We start from the raw sequence: 22246 nt of genomic DNA on the forward strand, positions 1-22246 counted from the left end.
CCACGTCCCCGCGTCGCCGGTTCCCGCGTCATGGCCCGCATCCGGCCACCACGTCCCCGCGTCATGGCCCGCGTCCGTCGGGGTACCCGCGTCCGTCACGGTGCCCGCATCCGCGGGGAAGCCAGCATCCGCGAGGCTGCCCGCGTCCGTCACGGTGCCCGCATCCTCGGGGAGGCCAGCATCCGCTGGGGTGCCCGCGTCCGAGCCAGCGTCCGTCCACGACCCCGCGTCCGTCCCTGTCCCCGGCCCCGCGTCCAAGCCCGTGCCGATGATGACCGGCAGGGTGCAGTTGTTCTCGCACCCGTCACCGCCCACGGTGTTGCCGTCGTCGCACTGCTCGGCACCAGTCACCACGCCATCGCCACAGCGCTCCGCTTCCTCCCCTTCAACGCACCCCGTGAGTACGAACAGCAAGGCGGTGAAGGCAACGATTCCGAGACGGCGGGCTGGCAGCATCGGGAACACCTGCTCCGGTACGGAGAGTCCCGCGAAAGGCAGGGGACCGGATCGGCGCCCATCATGCCCGAGAGGTCATCCCAGTGACATACGCGCCCTTCCACCCGGGGCGGAACTCCCCTCTCAGTGCGTCAGCACCGGGTACGCCGGGCCCACCCCGCATCTCTGCCGGAAGGCGCGCACGACCTCGGCGATTTCCGTGCCCGCCTCCACCAGGCCCGCGTGGCCCGCGTCCTCCACCAGCATCCACTCCGCGGCGGGCATCCGCGTGCGCATCCGCTCCATTTCGCGCAGGGGTATCAGGAGATCGTTCTTCGCGGCGATGATCTGCGTGGGCACCCGGACCTCCGGCAGCACGTCCCAGCATGGCGGGCAGTCCACCAGGCCGCGCATCATCATCCAGAAGGCCTGCGGATCCATCCGGCGCAGGGCGAGCAGGAACTCCACGATGTCCGCGCGCGGAGCACGCGCCCTCAGCAGACCCGAGACCCGCCCGAGCGGATACGCCAGCCGCGAGGCGAGCACCTGATGGACGAGCGGCGCCACCCGGGGCACCAGCGGCGTCAGCGTCTTCAGGGCGCGGCCGAGGGTGGCGTGTCCACCCGGCAAGGGGATGAACCAGGCGCTCGGATCCGGAGAGGACGGACTGCCGGCGATGAGCGTCATGGCGGGCACCAGCTCCGGCCGCCGCCGGTACAGCTCCAGCACCACCCGGACACCCATGGAGAACGCCACGTGGTGGGGCGGGCGCCCATCTCCCCGGACCATCATCTCCTCGGTGACGCGCTCCAGGTCATCCACGTGGACGCGCAGCGCGTAGTCGCCATTGACGGACAACTGGCTGCGGCCGTGGCCCCGGTAGTCCCAGTGCACCACCCGGTGGTCCTGCTCCAGATCCGCGACGAGGTAGCGCCAGAAGTTCTCCGACGTCCCGATGCCGTTGGTGAGCAGCACGGACGGACGGGAGGCGAGCGTGGGTTCCGCCTCGCTCTCCGGGGCATTGCCCACATGCGTGTGATACGCGACGCGGGTGCCATCGGGAGCGGTCACGAAGCGGGTGAGGCGGAGGTAGGGCATAGTGCACCCACCATTCGGCCGCTCCCCCATTGGCGCAAGGTCCGGCGTTCACTAGTGGCTATCATGACCCCTCCCCTTCCCCTCTCGCGTTGGCTCGAGCCCCGTGCATCCGGGTCCGGAGCGCCACCCGCCGCCGTCTCCGTGGGAACGATGAACTTCGGGGCGCGCACCCCGGCGCCCGAGGCGCAGCGGCTCATCGCCCGGGCCCTGGAGCGCGGCGTGCCCTTCTTCGATACGGCCAACTCGTACGGCAACGGAGAGGCCGAGCGGCTCCTCGGCCAGGCGCTGCGCGGCCGGAGGGCGGAGGTGGGCATCGCCACCAAGGTGGGGCTGGCGCGCGTTCGGGGCAAACCCGAGGGCCTCGCCCGGGAACAGGTGGTGCGTGCGGTGGAGGACAGCCTGAAGCGGCTCGGGACGGACTACGTGGACGTGCTCTACCTGCATGCCCCGGATGCCGCCACGCCGGTGGAGGAGACGCTGGAGGCCGTGCACGGACTGCTGCGCGCCGGCAAGGCGAGGCACTGGGGCGTGTCCAACCACGCCGCCTGGCAACTGCTGGAGCTGCGTGGCCTGTGCGATGCGCGCGGCATGCCCCGGCCGGCGGTGTCCCAGGTGCTCTACAACGTGCTGGTGCGCCAGGTGGAGGTGGAGTACCTGCCCTTCACGAGGCGCTACCCCATCCACACCACCGTCTACAACCCGCTGGCCGGAGGGCTGCTCTCCGGACGCCATGTGCCGGGCGGCACCATCCCCGCCGGCTCCCGCTTCGACGGCAACCGCTTCTACCAGCGCCGCTACTGGTCCGAGCGCCTCCTGGAGCAGGCCGTGCGCCTGCGCGAGGTGGCGGAAGCCGCGGGCCTCACGCTGGTGGGGCTCGCCTACGCGTGGCTGGCGGGCCGGCCCGGGGTGGACTCGGTGCTGGCCGGCCCGGCGACGGTGGAGCACCTGGACGCGGCGCTGGACGCCTGCGCGAAGCCGCTGCCCCCGGAGGTGGCCTCGCGCGTGGACGAGCTCTCCCGGGAGTGGCTGGGCACGGACGCCACGTACGCGAGGTGAGCATGTTGGCGGTGGATGCGGAGACGTTCGACCTGGCCGGGCCGCTGGCGCACTACGCCGAGCACGGCTACGCACGCCTGGGCCGGCTGCTCGGCCCCGAGGGCCTGGAGGCGCTACGCGAGCGCGCGGACGATCTGATGCTGGGCCGGGTGAGCTACCCGGGCTTCTTCTGGCAGATGGACGCGCCCACGGGCCGCTACGAGGACGCGCCGCTGGGGCTCGGCTGGCAGGGGCCGTCGCTGGACTACCGCAAGCTGGAGAAGCTGGAGAAGGATCCGCGCTTCCTCGAGTGGATGGAGAACCCCCTCTTCGAGCGCCTCGCGCGGACGCTCATCCCCGGGGACATCTGCCTCTACCGGGCCATCCTCTTCCACAAGGGCCAGCGGGGCGGCAGCGAGCTGCCCTGGCACCAGGACGGCGGCAAGCTGTGGGGCCTCACGAAGGATCCCGAGCTCCAGCTGTGGACGGCGCTGGACGACGCGCCCCTGGACGGAGGCTGCGTGGAGGTGGTGCCGGGGAGCCACCGCTGGGGACTGGCCACGGCGCTCGGGGGCGTGGTGCCGCCGGATCAAGTGGCGGCGCGAGGGGCGGACCGGCTCGCGGTGCCGCTGCCGGTGGAGGCCGGGGAAGTCCTGCTCCTCCACAACTCCGTGTGGCACCGCTCGGGGCAGAGCCGCACGGGCCAGCGGCGGCGGGGCTTCTCGGCCTGCTACATGAGCGCGGACACCCGCTGCGTGCGAAAGAAGAAGGCGCCTCGGGACTTCTTCCCGCTCTTCCGCCACGCCTCGCGCTGAGGCGCCCTACGCCGTCTTCAGCTTCTTGCGGATGGCGGGCAGGCTGATGCGGAAGATGCTGCCCCGGCCCACCTCGCTGTGGGCGGTGATCTCCCCGCCGAAGCCGGTGATGATGCCGTGGCAGATGGACAGTCCGAGCCCCGTGCCCTCTCCCACCGGCTTGGTGGTGAAGAACGGATCGAAGATGCGATCAATCACCTCGCGGGGCATGCCACACCCGGTGTCCTTCACCTCGATGATGGCGTGGTTGCTCTCCGCGCGCAGGGTGACGCGGATCTCGTTCTTGTCCGGCTGGCCGGCGTTGATGGCATGGGCGGCGTTGATGAGCAGGTTGAGCACCACCTGGCCGAACCGGGCCTCGCTGCCCTCCACCAGCGGCACATCGGAGGACACTTCCCTCACCACGTTGGCGCGGTGGCGCAGCTCGCCGCGCGCCAGCATCAGCGCCGAATCGACGACGCGCTTCAGATCCACCGCCGTGGGCTGCTCCTCGTCGCCGCGAGAGAACGTCTTCAGGTCCTGGACGATGAGGCGCACGCGGTTGACGCCCTCGTTCGTCTCCCGGAGCACCTCCTCCACCTCGCCGAGCCGCCCCTCGGGCAGCAGCGGGTTGATGGCCTGCAGCTCCTCCGAGAGGAACGACAGGTTGGAGATGACGAAGGCCAGCGGGTTGTTGATCTCATGCGCCACGCCCGCGGCGAGCGTACCCACCGAGGCCAGCCGGTCGGCGACGACGAGGCGCGCCTGGATCTGCTTGCGCTCGGTCAGGTCGCGCGCACTCACCAGCGTGGCGGGCTGGCCGGCGAAGACGAGCCGCAGGCTGCTGATCTCCGCCGTGAGCAGACCGCCGCCGGGAGGCAGGAAGCGGATCTCCCGCACACGGTTGGAGGCGCCCCGGCCGGGCAACCCATCGAGCGTGCCGGCGGCGGCGCCGCGATCCTCCGGGTGGACGAAGTCCAGCAGCGAGCGGCCCACCAGCTCACTGGCCTTGAGCCGCAGGAAGGAGGACGCGGACGGGTTGACGTAGAGCAGCGGCCCGCCACGGTGCACGAAGATGGCCTCGGGCGAGCCCTCGATGAGGGCGCGGAAGCTCTCCTCGGAGCGGCGCAGGGCCTCCTCCGCCGCCTTGCGCTCGGTGATGTCGAAGGACACGCCTCCGAGGAAGCGCCGGCCCGAGCTGTCGCGGGCGATGAAGCGGTAGGTGAGGAACTGACGCGGCTCGCCCTCCGGCGTGGGCATCATGCTCTCGGAGACCGAGGGCTGGCCGGACTTGAAGGCCTGCTCGTCCTGCTCGCGCAGGTGGGCCACCGTCTCCGCCGGCATGAGCTGCTCGTCGGGGATGGTGCTCACGTCCACGCCGGGCGACAGGCCGAAGAAGCGCCGGAAGGGCTCGTTGACGAAGACGCGCCGGCCCGCCTCGTCCTTCATGTACGCGAGCGCCGGGTTGTTGTTGAGGAAGGAGTCGAAGAGGTGCTGGCTCTCCTGGAGCGCGGTAACGATGGAGGCCACCTCCGTCATCAGCGCCTGCTTCGCCGCGTGCTCGGCGGCGTTGCCCATGGCGGCCCCGAGCAGCCCGGCCATCAACTCCAGCGTGCGCTCGTCCGAGTCCACGAAGGCGAACGGCACCTGCGAGGCGATGCTCAGCACGCCCACCGTCTGGTTATCGCGCTTGAGGGGCACGTTCAGCATCGAGCGCACCTTGAGCCGGCGCGCCGCGGCCACGTTGGCGCGAGGATCCCGCTCGGTGTCGTCGGTGCGCATCACCTCGCCGCGCAGCACGCTGCTGCCGGCCATGGTGTTGGCGATGGGCAGGCGCGCGCCCTCGAACTGCTTCGAGTAGCCCGTGCAGACCCGGTAGTACATCTCCTCGCCCTCGATGATGCCCACGGCCGCGCCACCCGCGCCGCAGAGGATCATCGCCCGCTCGGCGATGAGCCGCATCACCACGTCCAGATCCAACCCCGCCAGCGCGATGTCGTTCTGCGTCTGGATGATGGCGGCCAGCCGCTCGATCTCCCCGCGCGCGGACTCCTCGTGGGACTGCCGGCGCATGAAGGCGTAGCAGCGGCGCTCGAAGAGGGCGATGCGGGCGCGCACGTCCACCGGGTTGAAGGGCGCGACCAGGTAGTCGTCCACGCCGATCTCCATCAGCGGGGCGATGTCCTCCTCCGAGAGGCCGTCGGCCATGCCGAGCACGGACACCTCGGCGGCGCGGATCTGCGCGCGCAGCCGGTTGAACCAATCGGACTTCTCGCGGACCTGTTCGGCGCCAACGACCAGCACATCCACCAGGGAGATGGTGGCGGCGGTGACCTCGGGGCCCGAGGCGACCACCACCTCATGTCCCATCCGGGAGAGCTCCGCCCCGATGGGGTGGTCACCGTCGCGACTGAGGAGGAGAAAGCGCATGGAGGCAGGAGCGGATTCTAAGGGAACAGAAGATTGCTAGATCGAGGCCCTTCCGGTCCACCATGAGCGCCCGAACCGGGGAGAACCGCTCTCCGTTGGACGGAAGCCTACCCTCGTTCGCTCTGCGCGGGGGAGGGTTGGGAGGCGCAAGAGGGGCACCATGGGCCGCCCGTGCAGCGGGCGGACAGCCCCCATTATTGCCACGTGTCCAACGTTTGTGCGACCTCGACGTGCTCAATGGTGGTCGGCCGGGTGGAAGAAGGGGCTCGGTCCCCTGGCATTCGAGCAAGAGCGGCCTATCTCCTCGGGGTGGTCCGCCGAGGTCGGACGCGGGCACGGGTTGCTCGGGGCGGGGTCGGTCCGGGGGGGAGGGTCGCAGATGAAGTACGGCATCGCGGTGGGGCTATGGATGGTGGCGCTCGGCGCCTGTCAGGTGGCGACGCTGCCCCAGGTGGTGGACGGACGGGAGGAGCGCTCCACGTCCGAGCTCTTCGATCGGGGCTCCCTCACGGTGATGACGCGCGGCCTGTCGGGTGGGAGTCACCTGGAGCAGGTGCTGGAGGGTCCGCTCGCGGAGGAGCCGGTGCGCGCCGCGGAGCTGCTCGATGCACTGCGGCAGGAGGACGTCCTGGCGCGGGCGCGCAAGCTGGCGGAGGAGATCCAATACGCGCGGCCGCACCTGATCGGACTGCAACAGGTGACGCAGGTGCGGCGGCAGTCGCCGGGGGACGCGATCTTCGGAGGCACGCGGCCGGCGGAGGCGCTGCACCTGGACGTGTTGCCGGTGCTGCTGGGCGAGCTGGAGGCGCGCGGGCTGCACTACCGCGAGGTGGCGCGGGTGCGCAACGCGGACGTGGAGCTGCCGCTGCTCACGAGTGGCGCGCCGACGTTCGACGACGTGCGGCTGACGGACTTCGACGTGATTCTCGCGCGGGCGGACGTGGAGGTGAAGGAGGCGCGAGCGGGCAACTACGTGGCGCGCCGGGAGGTGCGGCGGCCGGGCCAGGAGCCGGTGGCGCTGCCGAGGGGCTGGGTGTCGGTGGCGGCGAAGGTGGAGGGCCGGAAGTACCGCTTCGTCAGCACGCACCTGGAGCCGGCGCCGGACGAGCAGGGGCTGCGCGTGCAGGTGGCGCAGGTGGGCGAGCTGATTGGCAGGCTGCGCGGCGAGTCGCTGCCGGTGGTGCTGGTGGGGGACTTCAACACGCCGGCCAACCTGGGACTGATGGGGGCGCCCACGTACCGGGAGTTGCTGCTGGCGGGCTACGTGGACGTGTGGACGCACCGGCCGGGGCGCACGCGGCTGGTGGGAGCGGAGCTGCCGCTCGCGATGCCGGAGCGCCTCGAGCTGGTGCTGGTGCGCCAGCCGGTGGCGCCGGGCCCGCGGCGGATGGGCCCCGTGCTGGCGTACGGAGTGGGAGGTGCGCTGGAGGAGCGGTTCAGCCCGTGGAAGCCGGAGCTGTCGGGAGTGGTGGCGCGCCTGCGCATGTGACACCTACACTGAGACCCGTGACGGAGCCGCACGCGGGAGTCCTGGTCGCCGAGCAACCCCACTACCTGCCGTGGCTGGACTTCTACGAGCAGGTGGCGAGGGCGGACACCCTGCTGGTGCTGGACAACGTGCAGTGGCTGAGGAGGGGTTGGCAGCGGAGGGCGCGGGTGGCACTCCCGCCGGGCACTCCCCTGCCCGCCCCCACCGAACCGGCGTTCCAGTGGCTGACGATACCGTTGGAGGGAGCGCACCGGGACACGCGGATCTCCGAGCTGGCGGTGGACACGGGGCAGCGGTGGACGCGCAAGCATCTGGCGACGCTGACGATGCTGTACGGGAGGAGGCCCTACTTCCGGAGCCAGGTGCTGCCGAGGCTGGAAGGCTTCTACGCGGAGGCGGAGAAGGAACAGGGCCCGGGCTCGCTGCTGCGCACGTTGCTGGCGAGCATGGCGCTCTTCAACGAGCCGCTGGGCATCAGCCCGAGGGTGGAGCTGGCATCGAAGCTGGACCGCTCGCACCCGGACAAGACGGGGAGGCTGGCGTCGTACTGCACGCAGCTGGGAATGGGGACGTACTACTCGGCGGTGGGGTCGCTGTACCTGAAGCCGGGGCCATTCCGGGAGGCGGGGGTACGGCTGCTGTGGCAGAAGTTCCGCTACCCGGCATACGACCAGGGGCGCAAGGGAGAGCGCTTCGTCGTGGGCCTGTCGATCGTGGACGTGCTGTCGAACGTGCCGGTGGACGAAGTGCGCGAGTGGCTCAAGCCGAGCCCCTGGGGCCCCTTCGCCCCATCCCCTCTCCCTTTGGGAGAGGGTTAGGGTGAGGGTCTACGGCCTTCCCCGCCTCCGTCAGCGCCCGCCCCCGCGCTCCTTGTCGAACCGGACGAAATAACTCCGCACCGCGGAATCGATGAGGTCCTGATCCAACTGCGGCGCCATTCCGCGGTAGTGCGCCATATCGATCATCTGATCGAGCAGGTCACGAGGCTGGCATGCGGCGAAGCGGCGGCCAACGGGCTTGTAATGGGTATCGATGAGGTACTGGACCATCTCGGAGTCATAGGGAACGCCGCGCTTGCGGCACATGACGTCGAAGATCTGATGGAACAGCTCCTCATCGGGGGGCTGGACCTCGAGCTTGTAGCGGACGCGGCGGAGGAAGGCGTCGTCGACGAGGTCACTGGGATCGAGGTTGGTGGAGAAGGCGGCGAAGACGTCGAAGGGGACCTGGATCTTCTTGCCGGTGTGGAGCGTGAGCATGTCCACATCGCTCTCGAGCGGGACGATCCACCGGTTGAGGAGATCCTTCGGGGAGACCTTCTGACGGCCGAAGTCGTCGATGAGGAGCATCCCGTTGGTGGCCTTCATCTGGAAGGGGGCCTCGTAGTACTTGACCTCGGGGGAGTAGACGAGGTCGAGCATCTCGAGGGTGAGCTCACCGCCGACGACGACGAGGGGCCGGCGGCAGCGGACCCAGCGCCGATCATAGGAGGGGGTGGTGTCGTCGTCCTCGATGGGCTTGTGGAGGATGCTGTCGTAGATGCGGACGACGAAGTCGTCGATGAGGATGGCGTGGGGGACGAAGATCTCGCCGTCGAAGCAGTTGACCATGCCCTGGCAGATGGCGGTTTTTCCGTTGCCGGGGGGCCCGTAGAAGAAGATGGCGCGGCCCGAGTTCATGGCGGGGCCGATGCCATCGAAGATGTAGTCGCGGATGATGAGGTCGCCGAACTGGTCCTCCATCCGGTTGCGGGTGATGCGATTGCCGCGGACGGTCTGCTTCTTGACCGAGTCGATCCACTCCTGGAGGGTGACGGGAGCGGGGCCGTTGTAGCGGTTGCGATCGAGGATCTGCCGCAGCACGTCGGTGGCGAACGTGGTGAGCTGGTAGATCATCGTGGACTTGCCCACGCCCGAGCCGCCGCCGCCGCGGATGTCGATGTACTTCTGGCGGCGCAGGCCCTCGACGACCTCATCGATGATGGTGGAGGGGAGCTTGAGGCGGTTGGCGATGTCCATGCCCCGCATCTCGCCGGCGTAGAAGATGGCCTTGAGGACGAGCTCCTCCACCATGGAGGCGGTGAGCCCCGTCTCGGAGAGGGTGCGCGGCTGGGCGGGCCAGAAGCCGGCGGAGCTCGGAGCGCCCCCACCGTCGGCGATGGCGGCGCGGCGCATGGTGCCGGTCATCCTGCGCTCGGAGCCGGGAACGGCCATGCCACCCATCGTGGGCCGCCGCATCTCGACGGGGACGGGAGGCAGCTCCGACGTCGGGACGGGGGGAGCGGAACGGCGCTGATCCACGATGACGGAGGGCAGATCCATGGAGGGCACCGGCGGGGCCGGGCGGCGCTGTTGCTCCATGGGGACGGGAGCCATCTCCATGCTGGGCACGGGAGGCGCGGACCGCTTCTCCAGGGGAACGGCGGCCAGGTCCATGCTGGGCACGGGAGGAGCCTGGCGGCGCAGCTCCGCGGGCACGGGGGGGAGCTGCTCCGTGGGAAGGTTGGAGATGACGCGGCGGGCCTCGGGGCTGGGAGGGCTCGGGGCGCGGCGCTCGAGGAAGGGACTGGGACCGAGGGGACGGCGCTCGGGGGCACCGCCCTGGGGGGGAGTCCGCGCCGGGCCGCCCTGGGCGGGACCCTGCCCCGAGGGGTTCCGGAGCTTGGGAGGCGCGGAGAGCACATTGCCCACGGGGGGAGTCTCCCGTGGGTTGGCGGTGTGACCCGTGTCGGTCTCGAATTCGGGGGACTCGAATGGAGGGGGATTCGCCCCTGGCCTCCGCTGCTCGGGCATGGTTGCTCCGGGTTGGGACGGACGAGTCTAGCAGGAACCAGGCGCGGCTCGATGCTAGCTTGCCGGGTATGAGCTTCTTCCAGGAACCGCCGAGGCTTGGAAACCAGTACGACGACGACGCGCTGCTGCGCGGCTACCTGGAGCGGGTGCTGCCGAAGGAGATGCGGACGGGGCTGGAGGACGAGTTCCGGGAGCTGGGCGAGCTGGGAGGCGGGCCCCTGTACCAGTTCCAGCTCGGGGACCGGTTGAATGAGCCGGAGCTGACGCAGTGGGACGCCTGGGGCCACCGGGTGGACCACATCGAGGTGTCGCCGCTGTGGAAGGAGGCGGAGACGCTGGCGGCGAAGCGGGGCCTGGTGGCGGTGGCGTACGAGCAGAAGAACGGAGATCGCTCGCGCATCCACCAGTTCGCCCTGAACTACCTGGTGCAGCCGTCGCTGGACGTCTACTCGTGCCCGCTGGCGATGACGGACGGGGCGGCGCGGACGCTGCTGTCGCTGGGGAACCCGGAGCTGATCGAGCGCGCCCTGCCCCACCTGACGTCGAGGGACCCGAAGACGTTCTGGACGTCGGGCCAGTGGATGACGGAGCGGACGGGCGGCTCGGACGTGGGGCTGACGCAGACGGCGGCGAGACAGTCACCCGAGGGGTGGAGGCTGTACGGAACGAAGTGGTTCACCTCGGCGACGACGGCGCAGATGGCGCTGACGCTGGGGAGGCCGGAAGGGAACGGACCCGGGGGCAAGGGGCTGGCGATCTTCTACGTGGAGACGCGAGGGGCGGACGGGAGGCTGAACGGGATCCAGATCAACCGGCTGAAGGACAAGCTGGGGACGAGGAAGGTGCCGACGGCGGAGCTGACGCTGGACGGGACGCTGGCGGTACCGGTGGCGGGGCTGACGGACGGCATCCGGAACATGGCGTGGATGCTGAACGTGACGCGGACGTGGAACGCGATGGGCGCCGCGTGGAGCATGAGGAGGGCGCTGGCGCTGGCGAGGGACTACGCGAAGCGGCGGGTGCAGTTCGGGGCGCCGCTGGCGGAGAAGCCGCTGCACGTGGACACGCTGGCGGGGCTGGAGGCCGAGTTCCACGGTGGGTTCCTGCTGGCGTTCCGGGCGGTGGAGCTGCTGGGGAAGATGGAGGCGAGGACGGCGACGGAGGAGGAGCTGCTGTTGCAGCGGCTGGTGACGCCGTTGGCGAAGCTGACGACGGGGAGGCAGGTGGTGCACGTGACGTCGGAGGCGGTGGAGAGCTTCGGCGGAGCGGGCTACGTGGAGGACACGGGGCTGCCGAGGCTGCTGGCGGACGCGCAGGTGCTGAGCATCTGGGAGGGGACGACGAACGTGCTCTCGCTGGACACGCTGAGGGCGATGGCGAAGGGCGGCGCGCTGGAGGCCTTGTACGCGGACGCGGAGCGACGGCTGGGGGCGGCGAAGGACGCGGGGCTGAGACCGTGCGTGGCGGCGGCGCAAGACTCGCTGGAGAAGGCGCGGGCGTGGGTGATGAAAGCGATGGAGAACCCGGCGGGGGTGGAGGCCGGGGCGAGGCGGTTCTCACTGACGCTAGGCCGCACGTACGAGCTGGCGCTGCTGGTGGAGCACGCGCAATGGTGCCTGGACAATGGACACGGCCCGAGAGCCATGGCGGCGGCGCGCCGGCTCATGCGCAACGGCGTGGACCTGATCGCCGACATGGACCTGGACGACGCGCGGCTGCTGGTGTCTTGACTGTCTTCCCCGCGAGGGTGGCTACGAACCACCCTGTGCGAACCGCACCAGCTCTTGAAGAGTGGCGGGTTGATCGAGCACATCATTGTGACGCTTGCCTTCGAGCAGGCGCACGGTGGCATTCGGGAACAAGGTTCCCAACGTCTGCCCCATGTCCACGGGAACGACCTCATCCCGCGTCCCGTGGACGATGAGCACCGGCAGCTTCAGCCCGGGAGCCTTGGCCGCGTTGTCGAACGGATCCCTCACGAGCAGGCTCGCGGGGAGCCACGAGAAGAGCCTCGCCCCCAGTTCCACGATGGAGGTGTAGGGTGTGATGAGCACCAGCCGCGAGCCGTGGCCCCGCTTCGCCATCTCGACCGCCACGCCCGAGCCGAGTGATTGTCCCTGCAGCACCGTGAGTTCGCGAGGCACACCCAGCTGCTGGTGCAGGTGCTCCAGCGCGGTCTCAGCAGCCGCGTAGATGCCAGTCTCGGAAGGCGCCTGCACGGCCGCGAGCCCATAGCCCGGGTACTCCACCGCGTAGAACCCGAGTCCCGCCTCCTGGAAGCGCTGCGCCAGCCACGCCCCGTCCGCGAGTTGCTCGCCATTGCCGTGGAAGTGCACCACGGTTGGCGCCCCCGCCGGGGCGGGTACATGGAACGCGTAGACCATCGAGCCGACGGGTCCCGGGATGCGCAGGAGCGTAGCCCCACGCAGCGAGGGCTCACGAGCCCCTGGAGGGACCGGGAACACCATGTGCCGCTGATTGAGGAACACCAGCAGGCAGATGCCCACGTACGCGATGACCACCGTGACCAGTACCAGGAGCAACATCCGCTTCGCTCCTCGGAGGAGACGATCCATGGCGGTACCTTACGCCAGACCGGTCTCCACGTCAGAACTCCTCATAGTGGCTTCAAAGTTCCCGCCCTCCACTCCTCCAACGTCCACTCCGCCAAAGCATCAAAGAGGTTTGAAGGTACCTGCTTTCCATTGCTCCAGCGTCAACTCTGCGGAAAAGCCCACCAAGCTGTCAGGCAGTTTAGCGAGTTCCGCAAGCACTCGCTCCCCCTCACTCGGAGCGAACTCCAAAACAGATACCGCAGCCCAACAACGAATCCCCGGTTCTGGATCATCGAGCAACCTCAAAAACTGGAGCTGGGCGTCCAGACCTCTCATTCGCAATTCCCTGCGAATTGCAACGAGAAGATCAAACATGCGATTCCCGTCTTTAGGCCTGCCTGCCTCAATGGCACGCCACCTCTCGGCGGAAGCGGTCCTAGTCATTTCAATCAACTGCTCAACCGAAAGCTTCTTCAACTGCGTCTTCTTCATGGCATAGGCTTGAAACGCTTCAACGTTTGCTAGAGGAGCCCCATGTGGCCGGGTTACCTGGCTCATTGCCACCTTCCTCTACAGGGGGGTCTGCGGGGTCCAGGGCCCAGACTCCTTCTTCCCAACGCTTCAATGCCTCGGACGCTCCAAACGCAGCCAGCCCTTCTCCCTTCGATATATCCGCCAGAACAGCTTTAGACTCCGCTGTTCGGTGACGAAGCAGATATGCCGCAGCCATGACGCGAACATCCATGCGCGGGTGTTTGAAGAGTACAGCGAGCGCATCCCGTCCGGCATCCCCATGAGCGCGCAACTTCTTGAACGCGGCAAGGCGCTTATTGGCGTGTTTGTTTCCTGCCTTGGCATCTCCGCGAAAAATCGCGTCGGTCTGTGCTGCCGTATGGCGGGCAAATGCCTCAACAAGCTCTTCGAGACTCATTTTCGACCTCGCCAAGCTCCACTCCTGATGTTTTCGATGGCTCTCAATCCAAATTGACGTTGGACTTCATAGGATTGCGTATTAAGCCATTGCCGTACGGTCAAGCCTGGAGAGCCGGTGATGAATTCCTGCTTTGACGAATAGAATGCGCTCACGTCAGCATGCAAACCCTCCTCCAAAGGAACGACATTCTCTGTATTGTGCAGAGCTTCAGAGCCAAACCGCTTCAGATTGGCTTCGCGCTTCTCGACAATGTGATGCCATTGCTTGCCCTCGCCCGCAGGGCCCACGAAGTCCTTGAAGTCGTCGAAGGACTTGAAGGCCCGGTGCCCACTCGGAAGCACTCTGCCCTCCTTGGGTGTCCCGCTCCCTCCTCCAGAGGATTTGTCACCACCGCCCCGGGCCGCCATGGCCACCGCAGTCATGGGCAGCACGGCCCGGAGCGTTCCCTCGGGCACGGACACGATGACCCGCTCGGCTCCGACCGCCGCCTCCATCAGGTTCCAGCCGGTGTTGAGCTCGACGGTACGTGAGGCCTGCCCGAAGCTCGGCAGCTTCGGCGCCCTGGACATGAGTGCCGCTGTCTCCCCGACCGCCGCCGTCCCCACCAAAACGAGAATGCGCACGCTGTTGGGGCCAATGACCTGGCCGAACCGCTCGCCCGCCTCGCGCAGCTCCTCGAACGTGGTGGCCCGCGCCGCTTCCTCGGAGAGCCGCCTATAGGCTCGGATCAGATCGAAGAACTCGAACCCGAGATAGCCCCACAAGAGCAATGCAGCCCCCGCCGCTACGCCCTTGGTCATCACCGGATCCGGTGCCGCCAACAGCGCCATGTAGGCCGTGATGGAGATGCTGAGCGTCGCCAGCACTCGCGTCGGATCGAGCATGGCCCGCACCTCCGCGTCCACGCCCTCCAGCGCCGGGCCCACCGCCAGGGCCATGGCGATGCTTCGCTTGTCATCCTCCTGGAGGAGGGGCCCGTCCTCGAGACGTATGAAGCAGTCACCCGGCGTTCCGCGTTGCTCGCAGTGACGTATGTAGGACCGGGTCAGTTCTGCCTGCCACGCCTCTCCGTCCGAGCCCCCAGTGCCGGGCATCCACTGGCCGCCGCGTCTCTCAGGGGCGGAGGAGACCACCCGCAGCGGCATGTCCAGCACCATCCTCACCAGTGCGTCCTTGAACTCCGCCTCCCCGAGTCGCACCGGCGCGAAGTCCGTGGGCAACCTGGCGAAGAGCAGCGCGTCATGACCCGCCCCTCCCCAGGCCGCCTCTGTCCACTCCCGGGTTTCCGAGGGCTGGCGCATCCCTGGTGGCTGGTCGCGCTGTGCCATCAGCCGTCCCCCCGAGGACGCGACCGGAGTGCACGCCCCAAGGAGCACCAGCGCCACCAGGGCCAACGCCCCCACCCGCGAGCGCCGCCGCTCACTCGAGGGAGCATGATGAGTAGACATGGCTGGACCTCTCTTTACCTGGGGGTCCAGATGTCAGGTGGTCACGAGTCCCACTGTCAAGCCGACGGCTCCGTCAGGGAGCCGGATTGGTTACGTGCGGCACAACCCCTGGGGCCATACACCCTCACCCCAGCCCGCTCCTAGAGGGAGAGAGCGCATCCACGGATTCATTCCCTGTTGCATCAGTGTCTTATGGACACTATGTTGGTGTCAATAAAACACGAAGACAGGAAGAGTCCGGCCATGAGCATCCGGTACATGAAGGCGCCTCCGACGACGTACGTCATGCAGTTCAAGGATGGACGGGTGAAGCGGGAGGGGCCAGGCCTCTCCTTCTTCTACTGGGCACCCACCACCACCGTGGTCGCCGTGCCGCTCGCCAGCTCGGACGTGCCCTTCGCCTTCAACGAGATCACCCAGGACTTCCAGGCCGTCACCCTCCAGGGCCAGCTCACCTACCGCGTGGCCGACCCCAAGCTGCTCGCCGGGCTGCTCGACTACTCGGTGAAGCCCTCGGGCGAGTACGCCTCGGAAGACCCCTCGAAGCTCGAGGAGCGGCTCGTCCAGATTGCCCAGGTGCGCGCCCGCACGGTGGTGCAGTCCATGCCCCTGCGCGAGGTGCTCGTGCAAGCGGCCACCATCGAAGGCAAGGTGCTCGCGGCGCTGCGGGAGACGGAGGCAGTGCGGATGCTCGGTGTGGAAGTGCAGGGCTTCTCGCTGCTCTCGGCCCGCCCTACCCCGGAGATGGCTCGAGCCCTGGAGGCCGAGGCCCGCGAGGCCCTCCAGCGGCGCGCGGACGAGGCCATCTACGCCCGCCGCAACGCCGCCGTGGAGCAGGAGCGCCGCATCAAGGAGAACGAGATCGCCACCGAGCTGTCCGTGGAGGCCGGCAAGCGGCAGATCCGCGAGGCACAGATCGCCGCGGACATCGCCGTGGAGGAGCAGCGCGCCTCCTTCATGGAGCGCTGGAGCGAGAATGAGCGCAAGGCCGCCGAGGCCAAGGCCTACGCGCTGGAGAAGACGCTCGCCCCGGTGCGGGACGTGGACTGGAAGGTGCTCATGGCAGCGGCCGGAGGCGGGAACGATCCCAAGCTGAACATCGCGCTCGCCTTCCGCGAGATGGCGGAGAACGCGGGGAAGATTGGCGAGCTGAATGTGTCCCCGGACCTGCTGCGCTCGCTGCTCTCGGCTCCGTCCGGCAACCAGGGCCGCCATGGCTGAGTACGAGAAGATTGTCCTCGTCACCCGCAAGACGAGGCTCGCCGAGCTGGTGGAGCGCTTCAACACGCGCTCGCAGGCGCGCTTCTACCTGGAGCACGCCGGCCAGGACTTCGAGGACTACGCGCGGGAGGATGACACCTACCGCCGCTCGCTCGATGCGCTGCACAAGCTGCTGGAGCTCGGCCTGCCGGTGCAGCAGGTGGACCGCTCGCTGGTGCCCACCTTCCTCTTCACCGGCAAGGAACTGGTGGCGACGGTGGGCCAGGATGGCCTGGTGGCCAACGTGGCCAAGTACGTGGGCTCGCAGCCCATCGTCGGCGTCAACCCGGACCCCGAGCGCTTCGATGGCGTACTGCTGCCCTTCGGCGTCGACAAAGCGCGGGTGGCGGTGCGCCATGTGCTGGAGTCACACGCCCGTTTCCGCGAAGTGACGCTCGCCGAGGTGGTGCTGAGCGATGGCCAGCGGCTGCTCGGGTTCAACGACTTGTTCCTCGGGGCGCGAACCCACGTCTCCGCGCGATACATGCTGCACTACGAGAAGCGCGCCGAGTCCCAGTCCTCCAGCGGCATCATCGTCTCCACGGGCGCGGGCTCGAGCGGCTGGCTGTCCTCGGTGTTCACGCTCGCCCAGGGACTCACGGCGGCAACGGGTGGACAGCCGGGCCAGCCCTGGCGAATGACTTGGGAGGACCCGCGGCTGGCCTTCGTGGTGCGCGAGCCCTTCATCAGCCGGCACTCGGCGGCCAGCGTGGTGGCCGGATTCGTCAGCGCTCAGCAAGAACTGGAGGTGGAGTCGCGGATGCCCTCGGGGGGCGTCATCTTCAGCGACGGTATCGAGGAGGACTTTTTAGCATTCAACGCGGGAACCACGGCCCGAGTGCGTCCGGCGACCCAGCGCGCTAGGCTTGTCGTCTCCTAGAAGGAGCAAACCGCATGCCCGTGCCGAGCTGGTACCACTTGCACGAAGAGTGGTTCAACAAGATCCCATCAGACCATGAGCGCCTGGAAAGTCTGATGCAAATTGCTCTCCACGCGCTGAAGACAGAGGACGACGACCTCTCATCTCGGTTTGCGCTAGGCACAGCTCGAGGGTTCGCGTCCACATATCACCCTCATTACAATCAAGGTGTCGGCTCCCTTTTTGAAACGGCCCTTGCCTATACGGTTTTCAAGGCATGGTTGCCTGTAGCGCCAGTAGGGTGGGAAGCGGCATACCCATCAAATTTAGCTCAGAAAGCAGATCTCGTGGTGCGAGATGCATCTGGGAATGCGCAGTGGGTTTTCGAGATGAAGTGGTGGCAGAACAACCACGCTAAAACTCTGAATGTGCTGCGAGATGATCTAGACAAACTGCGAACCTGGAGCCCTGCCGAAGAACGGTTCCTGCTTGCGATCTGGTATGGCCGTCGAAGCGATTACGGCAAAGATCGCGAAGCAATGCTGGCTGGGTGTGAGCAATTCAACCAGGTTACCCCCATTTACCTTGGAAGTTTCGCAACGGATATTGCGGCCTATCGTCAAGTCGGTGGAGGGTATTTCGCTGTAGGCTTGGTGCGAGTCCTCTGAAACCAAACTCAGCCCGGAAGCCCCTGGGCGAGCGGCTCCAGGTGCTGCACCTTCACGTTCAGCACCTTCCCAGTCTTCTCCAGGACCCCCTGCCCCACCAGGAACAACGCGCCATGGATGTCCTTACGGAACCGCGCGTACGCGTCCGGCGCCACCACCAGGTTCGCGATCCCCGTCTCGTCCTCGAGCGATAGGAAGCAGAACCCCTTCGCCGTCGGCGGCATCTGCCGGGTGATGAGCATCCCGCCCACCGCCACCCGGGCCCCCGCTCGCACCCGCTCCAGCCCCGCCGCCGTCACCGCGCCCCTCTTACGCAGTGCCGGTCTCAACAGTTCCAGCGGGTGCTTCTCCAGCGACACCCCCACCGTCTCGAAGTCCTTGCTCACCCGCTCCGCCACGTTCATCTGCGGCAGCTCCACCTGCGTCCCGTCCATCGCCATCCCGAAGAACAGGTCCGTCTCCTCCAGCGGGCCCAGTGCCTGGATCTCCCACAGCGCGTCCCGCCGCGAGCCGCTGATGCTCCCCAGCGCCCCCGCCAGCGCCAGCCGTGCCAGCTCGTGCCGAGGTGCCCGCGTCCGCCTCGCCAGCTCGCCGATGCTCGCGTAGCGCCCTCCCTGTCTCGCTGACTCCACCCGCCTCCCCGCTGCCTCCTGGAGCCCTCGTATCATCCGCATCCCCAACCGCAGCGCCCCGCCCTCCTCCATCGTGCAGTCCCACCCCGAGTGGTTCACGTCCACGCCCAGCACCTTCACCCCATGCCGCTGCGCGTCCGCCACCAGCGTGTGCGGCGCGTAGAAGCCCATCGGCTGCGAGTTCAACAGCGCCGCCGTGAACGCCGCCGGGTAGTGGCACTTCAGCCACGAGGACGCGTACGCCAGCAGCGCGAAGCTCGCCGAGTGGCTCTCCGGGAAGCCGTAGTGCGCGAACCCGCGGAACTGGCGGAACAACGTGTCCACGTACTCGGGCGAGTATCCCCGCCCCACTCCACCCTCCACGAAGCGCTGGTGGTACGGCCCCAGCCGCTCCTCCGCCCGCTTGTGTGACAGCGCTCGCCTCAGTCCGTCCGCCTCCGCCGGCGTGAAGCCCGCCACCGCCATCGCCAGCTTCATCGCCTGCTCCTGGAAGAGCGGCACCCCCAGCGTCTTCTGCAGGATCCGCCGCACGTCCTCCGACGGGTACTCCACCGGCTCCTTCCCCTCCCGCCTCCGCAGGTACGGATGCACCATGTCCCCGACGATCGGCCCCGGCCGGATCAGCGCGATCTCCACCACCAGGTCATAGAAACACCGCGGCTTCAGCCTCGGCAGCATGTTCATCTGCGCCCGGCTCTCGATCTGGAACACCCCGATCGAGTCCGCGTTGCACAGCATCTCGTAGACCTTCGGATCCTCCGCCGGAATCGTGGCCAGCGACAGCTCGCGCCCGTGGTGCTCCTTGATCAGCGCCAGGCACTTCGCCAGCGCCGTCAGCATCCCGAGCCCCAGCAGATCCACCTTCAGGACGCCCACCGCCTCCAGGTCGTCCTTCTCCCACTGCACCACCGTGCGGCCCTTCATCGCCGCGTTCTCCACCGGGATCATCTCCACCAGCGGCTCACGCGTGATGACGAACCCGCCCACGTGGATGGAGAGGTGTCTCGGGAAGCTCTCGATCTCCTGCGCCAGTGCCAGCGTCTGCCGCACCCGCCGGTCCTCCTCCGACAGCCCCACCTCCTTCAGCAGCTCCAGCGACATCTCGCCGTGCGCCCCCGCCACCTTCGCCAGCCGGTCCACCTGGTCCAGCGACAGCCCGAGCGCCTTGCCCACCTCGCGCAGCGCCAGCCTCCCCCGGTAGCAGATGACCTCGCACACCATCCCCGCACGGTGCCGGCCGTGCTTCTCGTACACGTACTGCAGCACCTCCTCGCGCCGCTCGTGCTCGAAGTCCACGTCGATGTCCGGCGGCTCCTTGCGCTCCATGCTCAGGAAGCGCTCGAAGAGCAGCCCCATCCGCACCGGATCGATCGCCGTCACGCTCAGCGCGTAGCACACCGCCGAGTTCGCCGCGCTCCCACGCCCCTGGCACAGAATCCCCTTCGAGCGCGCGAACCGGACGATGTCCCAGATCGCCAGGAAGTACCCCGCGAAATCCAATGCCGCGATCAGCTTCAGCTCGTGCTCGATCTGCTTCACCACCTCGGGCGGCACGCCTCCCGGGTAGCGCACCTGAAGCCCCTGGTACGTCAGCTCGCGCAGCCACGTCGACGTCGTGTGCCCCGGCGGCAGATCCTCTTCCGAGAAGTGATAGCGCAGCCCGTCCAGCGTCGCGTTGCAGCGGCTCGCCAGCTCCACCGTGCGCTCCAGCGCCTCCGGGCAGTCCGCGAACAGCCGCGCCATCTCCTCCGGCCCCTTCAGCGTCCGCTCCGCGTTGGGCAGCCTCCTCGTCCCGAGCTGCCCCAGCGTCGTCTTGTACCGGATGGCCGTGAGCACGTCCTGCAACGGCTGGCGGCTCCGCTGGTGCGTGTGCACGTCGTTGTGCGCGCACAGCGGCACCCCGAGTGTCTTCGCCAGTGCCTTCGCCTTCGCCACCCGCGCTTCGTCCCCAGAGGACAGCGTGCGGCACATGCCCACGTAGAAGCGATCCCCGAAGGACTCCGCCAGCGGCCCCACCCGATCCGCCGCCACGGGGTACGGCAGCAGCGCCAGCAGCCCCTCGTTGCCCTCCGCCAGCTCGCGCCACGGCAGGCCCGCCTCGCCCTTGGGGTGCAACATCCGGCTCTTCGAGATCAGCCGGCTCAGGTTCGCGTAGCCCCTCGCGTCCTGCGCGTACACCACCACCGGCGGGCCATCCATCAGTGTCAGCTCGCTGGCGATCAGGTATTTGATTCCCGCTTCCCTCGCCGCGAGGTGGGCCTTCACCGCTCCGTACAGGCCGTCCCCATCCGCCAGCGCCACGGCGGACAGTCCCCGCTCCGCCGCTGCCTGGATCAGTTCCTCGGGGTGCGATGCCCCGCGCAGAAACGAGAAGTTCGACCGGCAGACCAGCTCGGCGTACACGATCGCCACCCTACTGAGCGGCCGTTCAGGCGGAAGGTCCGCCCCGGTAGGTATGTTGAGGCTACCCGCCGTGTCTCGTCACTGGGGAAGTGGGATCATCCCGCATGACCTTCTTGCCGGGTGTGGCACGGGGTGGAACCTGGGACGTCTGATCCAGACCCTCACCCTGACCCTCTCCCAGAGGGAGAGGGGATTCACACGGGTGGGAACCTGGGAGCCGGATACCCTCACCCCAGCCCTCTCCCGGAGGGCGAGGGAGTGGGGCCGCTCGAACCGGGTTAGGATTCCAAGGTGTCCTCGATACGACGATGCACCTGGATGCCGCCAGGCATGTTGCTCCTCGCGTTCGGCCTCGCTTGCTCGCGCGGGGACTCACGGCCATCACAGCAGCTCGTCCACGAGGCCTACGTCTGGCAGCGCGACTGGAGCCCGGAGTTGGAGCAGTCCATCGCGGACGTTCCCTCGGAACTGGGCGCTCTCCGCGTGCTGGCTCGCGAGCGCTCTGGACCCTCCCGCACGCCGGTGGACATCGCGGTGGATGTGGAGGCATTGGCTCGCAGCGGCCGCGAGGTGGTGGCGGTGATGCGCGTGGATGGCACGGCGCCGCTCGAGGGCATCTCCCTCCAGGAGGTCGCCACCCACGCCCGGGCCTGGCGGGCGAAGGGCGTCCGCGTCCGGGGCATCGAGCTGGATCATGACTGCGCTACCGCCGCACTGCCCGCCTACGCGGACTGGTTGGCGCGCGAGCGCGTGGCACTCGGAGACCTGGCGCTCTCCCTCACGGCGCTACCCACGTGGAGCACCTCGCCGGCACTCGCCCGGCTCGTCTCCATTCCCGATGGCATCGTGCTCCAGGTGCACGCCGTGCGTGCTCCCACGCTCTTCACCCCCGACGAGGCCCGGAGCTTCATCGAGGCCTGGTCCCGGGTCACCCGCCGTCCCTTCCACGTGGCGCTCCCCACCTACCGTGTGCGGCTGCGCGACGGGACGCCCCTGTCCGCGGAGCCTCGCGAGGTGGCCCGCTTCCTCGCCGGACTGCGCGAGCGCCCCGTGGAGGGAGTCGCGGGCATCGTCTGGTTCCGGCTCGGCCACCGGGGCGATCCAGAGGCGTGGAGCACGTCCACCCTCTCGGCGGTGGTGCGCGGTGAATCGCTCGACCCGCGGTTCCTCCCCCGACTGGTGGACGCGGGCGGAGGCACGCTGGACATCGTCATCGAGAATACCGGCCGCGTGGACGCCCCCGCTCCCGCGAGCCTCACCCTTTCTGGAAATCTCGAGGTCCTCGATGGTGTGGGCGGCTATGCCCCGCGAGGGACCTCGCTCGTGGCGCGCATGCCTCCCCGGCTGCGCGCCGGCGAGCGCCGTGTCATTGGCTTCGTCCGGGGATCCGAGGTGGCCATTGCTGCTCCGTAGT

18 protein-coding genes are annotated in these 22246 nt (G+C 68.4%); 9 read left to right on the forward strand and 9 right to left on the reverse strand.

What is annotated here, in order from left to right:
- Together Q664_RS60430 and Q664_RS01765 are read right to left on the reverse strand one after the other, a co-directional pair.
- The coding region (locus Q664_RS60430; RefSeq protein WP_235216513.1) for a DUF4215 domain-containing protein at positions 1-456 on the reverse strand (456 nt) is incomplete at its 3' end.
- 123 nt (positions 457-579) lie between these two features.
- Positions 580-1533, reverse strand: coding sequence for an alpha/beta fold hydrolase (locus tag Q664_RS01765; protein WP_043389151.1), 954 nt, complete (start codon positions 1531-1533; stop codon positions 580-582).
- Positions 1534-1596: 63 nt separating this feature from the next.
- Between Q664_RS01765 and Q664_RS01770 the strand changes: the two genes are divergently transcribed.
- Together Q664_RS01770 and Q664_RS01775 are read left to right on the forward strand one after the other, a co-directional pair.
- Entirely contained in the window at positions 1597-2589 is a 993-nt protein-coding gene (locus Q664_RS01770; protein ID WP_043389154.1) for an aldo/keto reductase, read from the forward strand.
- A gap of 2 nt (positions 2590-2591) precedes the next feature.
- Entirely contained in the window at positions 2592-3383 is a 792-nt protein-coding gene (locus tag Q664_RS01775; RefSeq protein WP_075207287.1) for a phytanoyl-CoA dioxygenase family protein, read from the forward strand.
- A gap of 6 nt (positions 3384-3389) precedes the next feature.
- On the opposite strand, the gene Q664_RS51425 is transcribed toward Q664_RS01775, so the two are convergent.
- Entirely contained in the window at positions 3390-5792 is a 2403-nt protein-coding gene (locus Q664_RS51425; protein WP_235216514.1) for an ATP-binding protein, read from the reverse strand.
- 379 nt (positions 5793-6171) lie between these two features.
- Between Q664_RS51425 and Q664_RS51430 the strand changes: the two genes are divergently transcribed.
- Entirely contained in the window at positions 6172-7281 is a 1110-nt protein-coding gene (locus Q664_RS51430) for an endonuclease/exonuclease/phosphatase family protein (protein WP_052517545.1), read from the forward strand.
- Positions 7282-7298: 17 nt separating this feature from the next.
- On the forward strand, positions 7299-8099 hold the full coding sequence (locus Q664_RS01795; protein ID WP_425117388.1) for a WbqC family protein: 801 nt from the start codon (positions 7299-7301) through the stop codon (positions 8097-8099).
- A 30-nt stretch (positions 8100-8129) separates the two neighbouring features.
- Here Q664_RS01795 and Q664_RS01800 read toward each other — a convergent pair whose 3' ends face one another.
- Positions 8130-10073, reverse strand: a complete 1944-nt coding sequence (locus Q664_RS01800) for an ATPase (RefSeq protein WP_043389155.1) — start codon at positions 10071-10073, stop codon at positions 8130-8132.
- A 68-nt stretch (positions 10074-10141) separates the two neighbouring features.
- Between Q664_RS01800 and Q664_RS01805 the strand changes: the two genes are divergently transcribed.
- Positions 10142-11803 (forward strand): acyl-CoA dehydrogenase family protein, encoded by a 1662-nt coding sequence (locus tag Q664_RS01805; RefSeq protein WP_043389157.1) that lies wholly within the window; start codon positions 10142-10144, stop codon positions 11801-11803.
- Positions 11804-11824: 21 nt separating this feature from the next.
- On the opposite strand, the gene Q664_RS01810 is transcribed toward Q664_RS01805, so the two are convergent.
- The 4 genes from Q664_RS01810 to sitA5 all read right to left on the reverse strand — a co-directional run bounded on the left by Q664_RS01810 (position 11825) and on the right by sitA5 (position 15010).
- A complete protein-coding gene (locus Q664_RS01810; RefSeq protein WP_152621848.1) occupies positions 11825-12619 on the reverse strand; it encodes an alpha/beta hydrolase in 795 nt (264 codons plus the stop codon).
- A 129-nt stretch (positions 12620-12748) separates the two neighbouring features.
- Positions 12749-13120 carry a DUF2019 domain-containing protein gene (locus Q664_RS54370; RefSeq protein ID WP_075207289.1) on the reverse strand — a complete coding sequence of 124 codons (372 nt, stop codon included), beginning with the start codon at positions 13118-13120 and terminating at the stop codon, positions 12749-12751.
- Between the two features lie 19 nt (positions 13121-13139).
- The gene (locus tag Q664_RS54375; RefSeq protein WP_084609469.1) at positions 13140-13559 is read right to left on the reverse strand and encodes a DUF2019 domain-containing protein; all 420 of its coding nucleotides are present in this window, start codon (positions 13557-13559) and stop codon (positions 13140-13142) included.
- The gene (gene sitA5, locus Q664_RS01815) at positions 13556-15010 is read right to left on the reverse strand and encodes a SitA5 family polymorphic toxin (RefSeq protein WP_481954990.1); all 1455 of its coding nucleotides are present in this window, start codon (positions 15008-15010) and stop codon (positions 13556-13558) included. Before sitA5 ends, Q664_RS54375 begins: the two co-directional genes overlap by 4 nt.
- A 243-nt stretch (positions 15011-15253) precedes the next feature.
- Here sitA5 and Q664_RS01820 point away from each other — a divergent pair, with 243 nt between their 5' ends.
- The 3 genes from Q664_RS01820 to Q664_RS57240 are packed head-to-tail and all read left to right on the forward strand — an operon-like array spanning position 15254 to position 17797.
- Positions 15254-16231, forward strand: a complete 978-nt coding sequence (locus Q664_RS01820) for an SPFH domain-containing protein (RefSeq protein WP_052517548.1) — start codon at positions 15254-15256, stop codon at positions 16229-16231.
- A complete protein-coding gene (locus Q664_RS01825; RefSeq protein WP_043389164.1) occupies positions 16224-17150 on the forward strand; it encodes a diacylglycerol kinase catalytic domain-containing protein in 927 nt (308 codons plus the stop codon). Before Q664_RS01820 ends, Q664_RS01825 begins: the two co-directional genes overlap by 8 nt.
- Positions 17151-17164: 14 nt before the next feature.
- Complete coding sequence (locus tag Q664_RS57240; RefSeq protein WP_152621850.1) at positions 17165-17797, forward strand: hypothetical protein; 633 nt, start codon at positions 17165-17167, stop codon at positions 17795-17797.
- Between the two features lie 8 nt (positions 17798-17805).
- Here the strand turns inward: Q664_RS57240 and Q664_RS01830 are convergent, their stop codons facing one another.
- Positions 17806-20835 carry an error-prone DNA polymerase gene (locus Q664_RS01830; protein WP_043389284.1) on the reverse strand — a complete coding sequence of 1010 codons (3030 nt, stop codon included), beginning with the start codon at positions 20833-20835 and terminating at the stop codon, positions 17806-17808.
- 327 nt (positions 20836-21162) lie between these two features.
- Here Q664_RS01830 and Q664_RS01835 point away from each other — a divergent pair, with 327 nt between their 5' ends.
- A complete protein-coding gene (locus Q664_RS01835) occupies positions 21163-22245 on the forward strand; it encodes a DUF3142 domain-containing protein (protein WP_235216515.1) in 1083 nt (360 codons plus the stop codon).
- Position 22246: the final 1 nt, after the last annotated feature.

Origin of the sequence: Archangium violaceum Cb vi76 (assembly GCF_000733295.1) — a bacterium.
Taxonomy (GTDB): domain Bacteria; phylum Myxococcota; class Myxococcia; order Myxococcales; family Myxococcaceae; genus Archangium; species Archangium violaceum.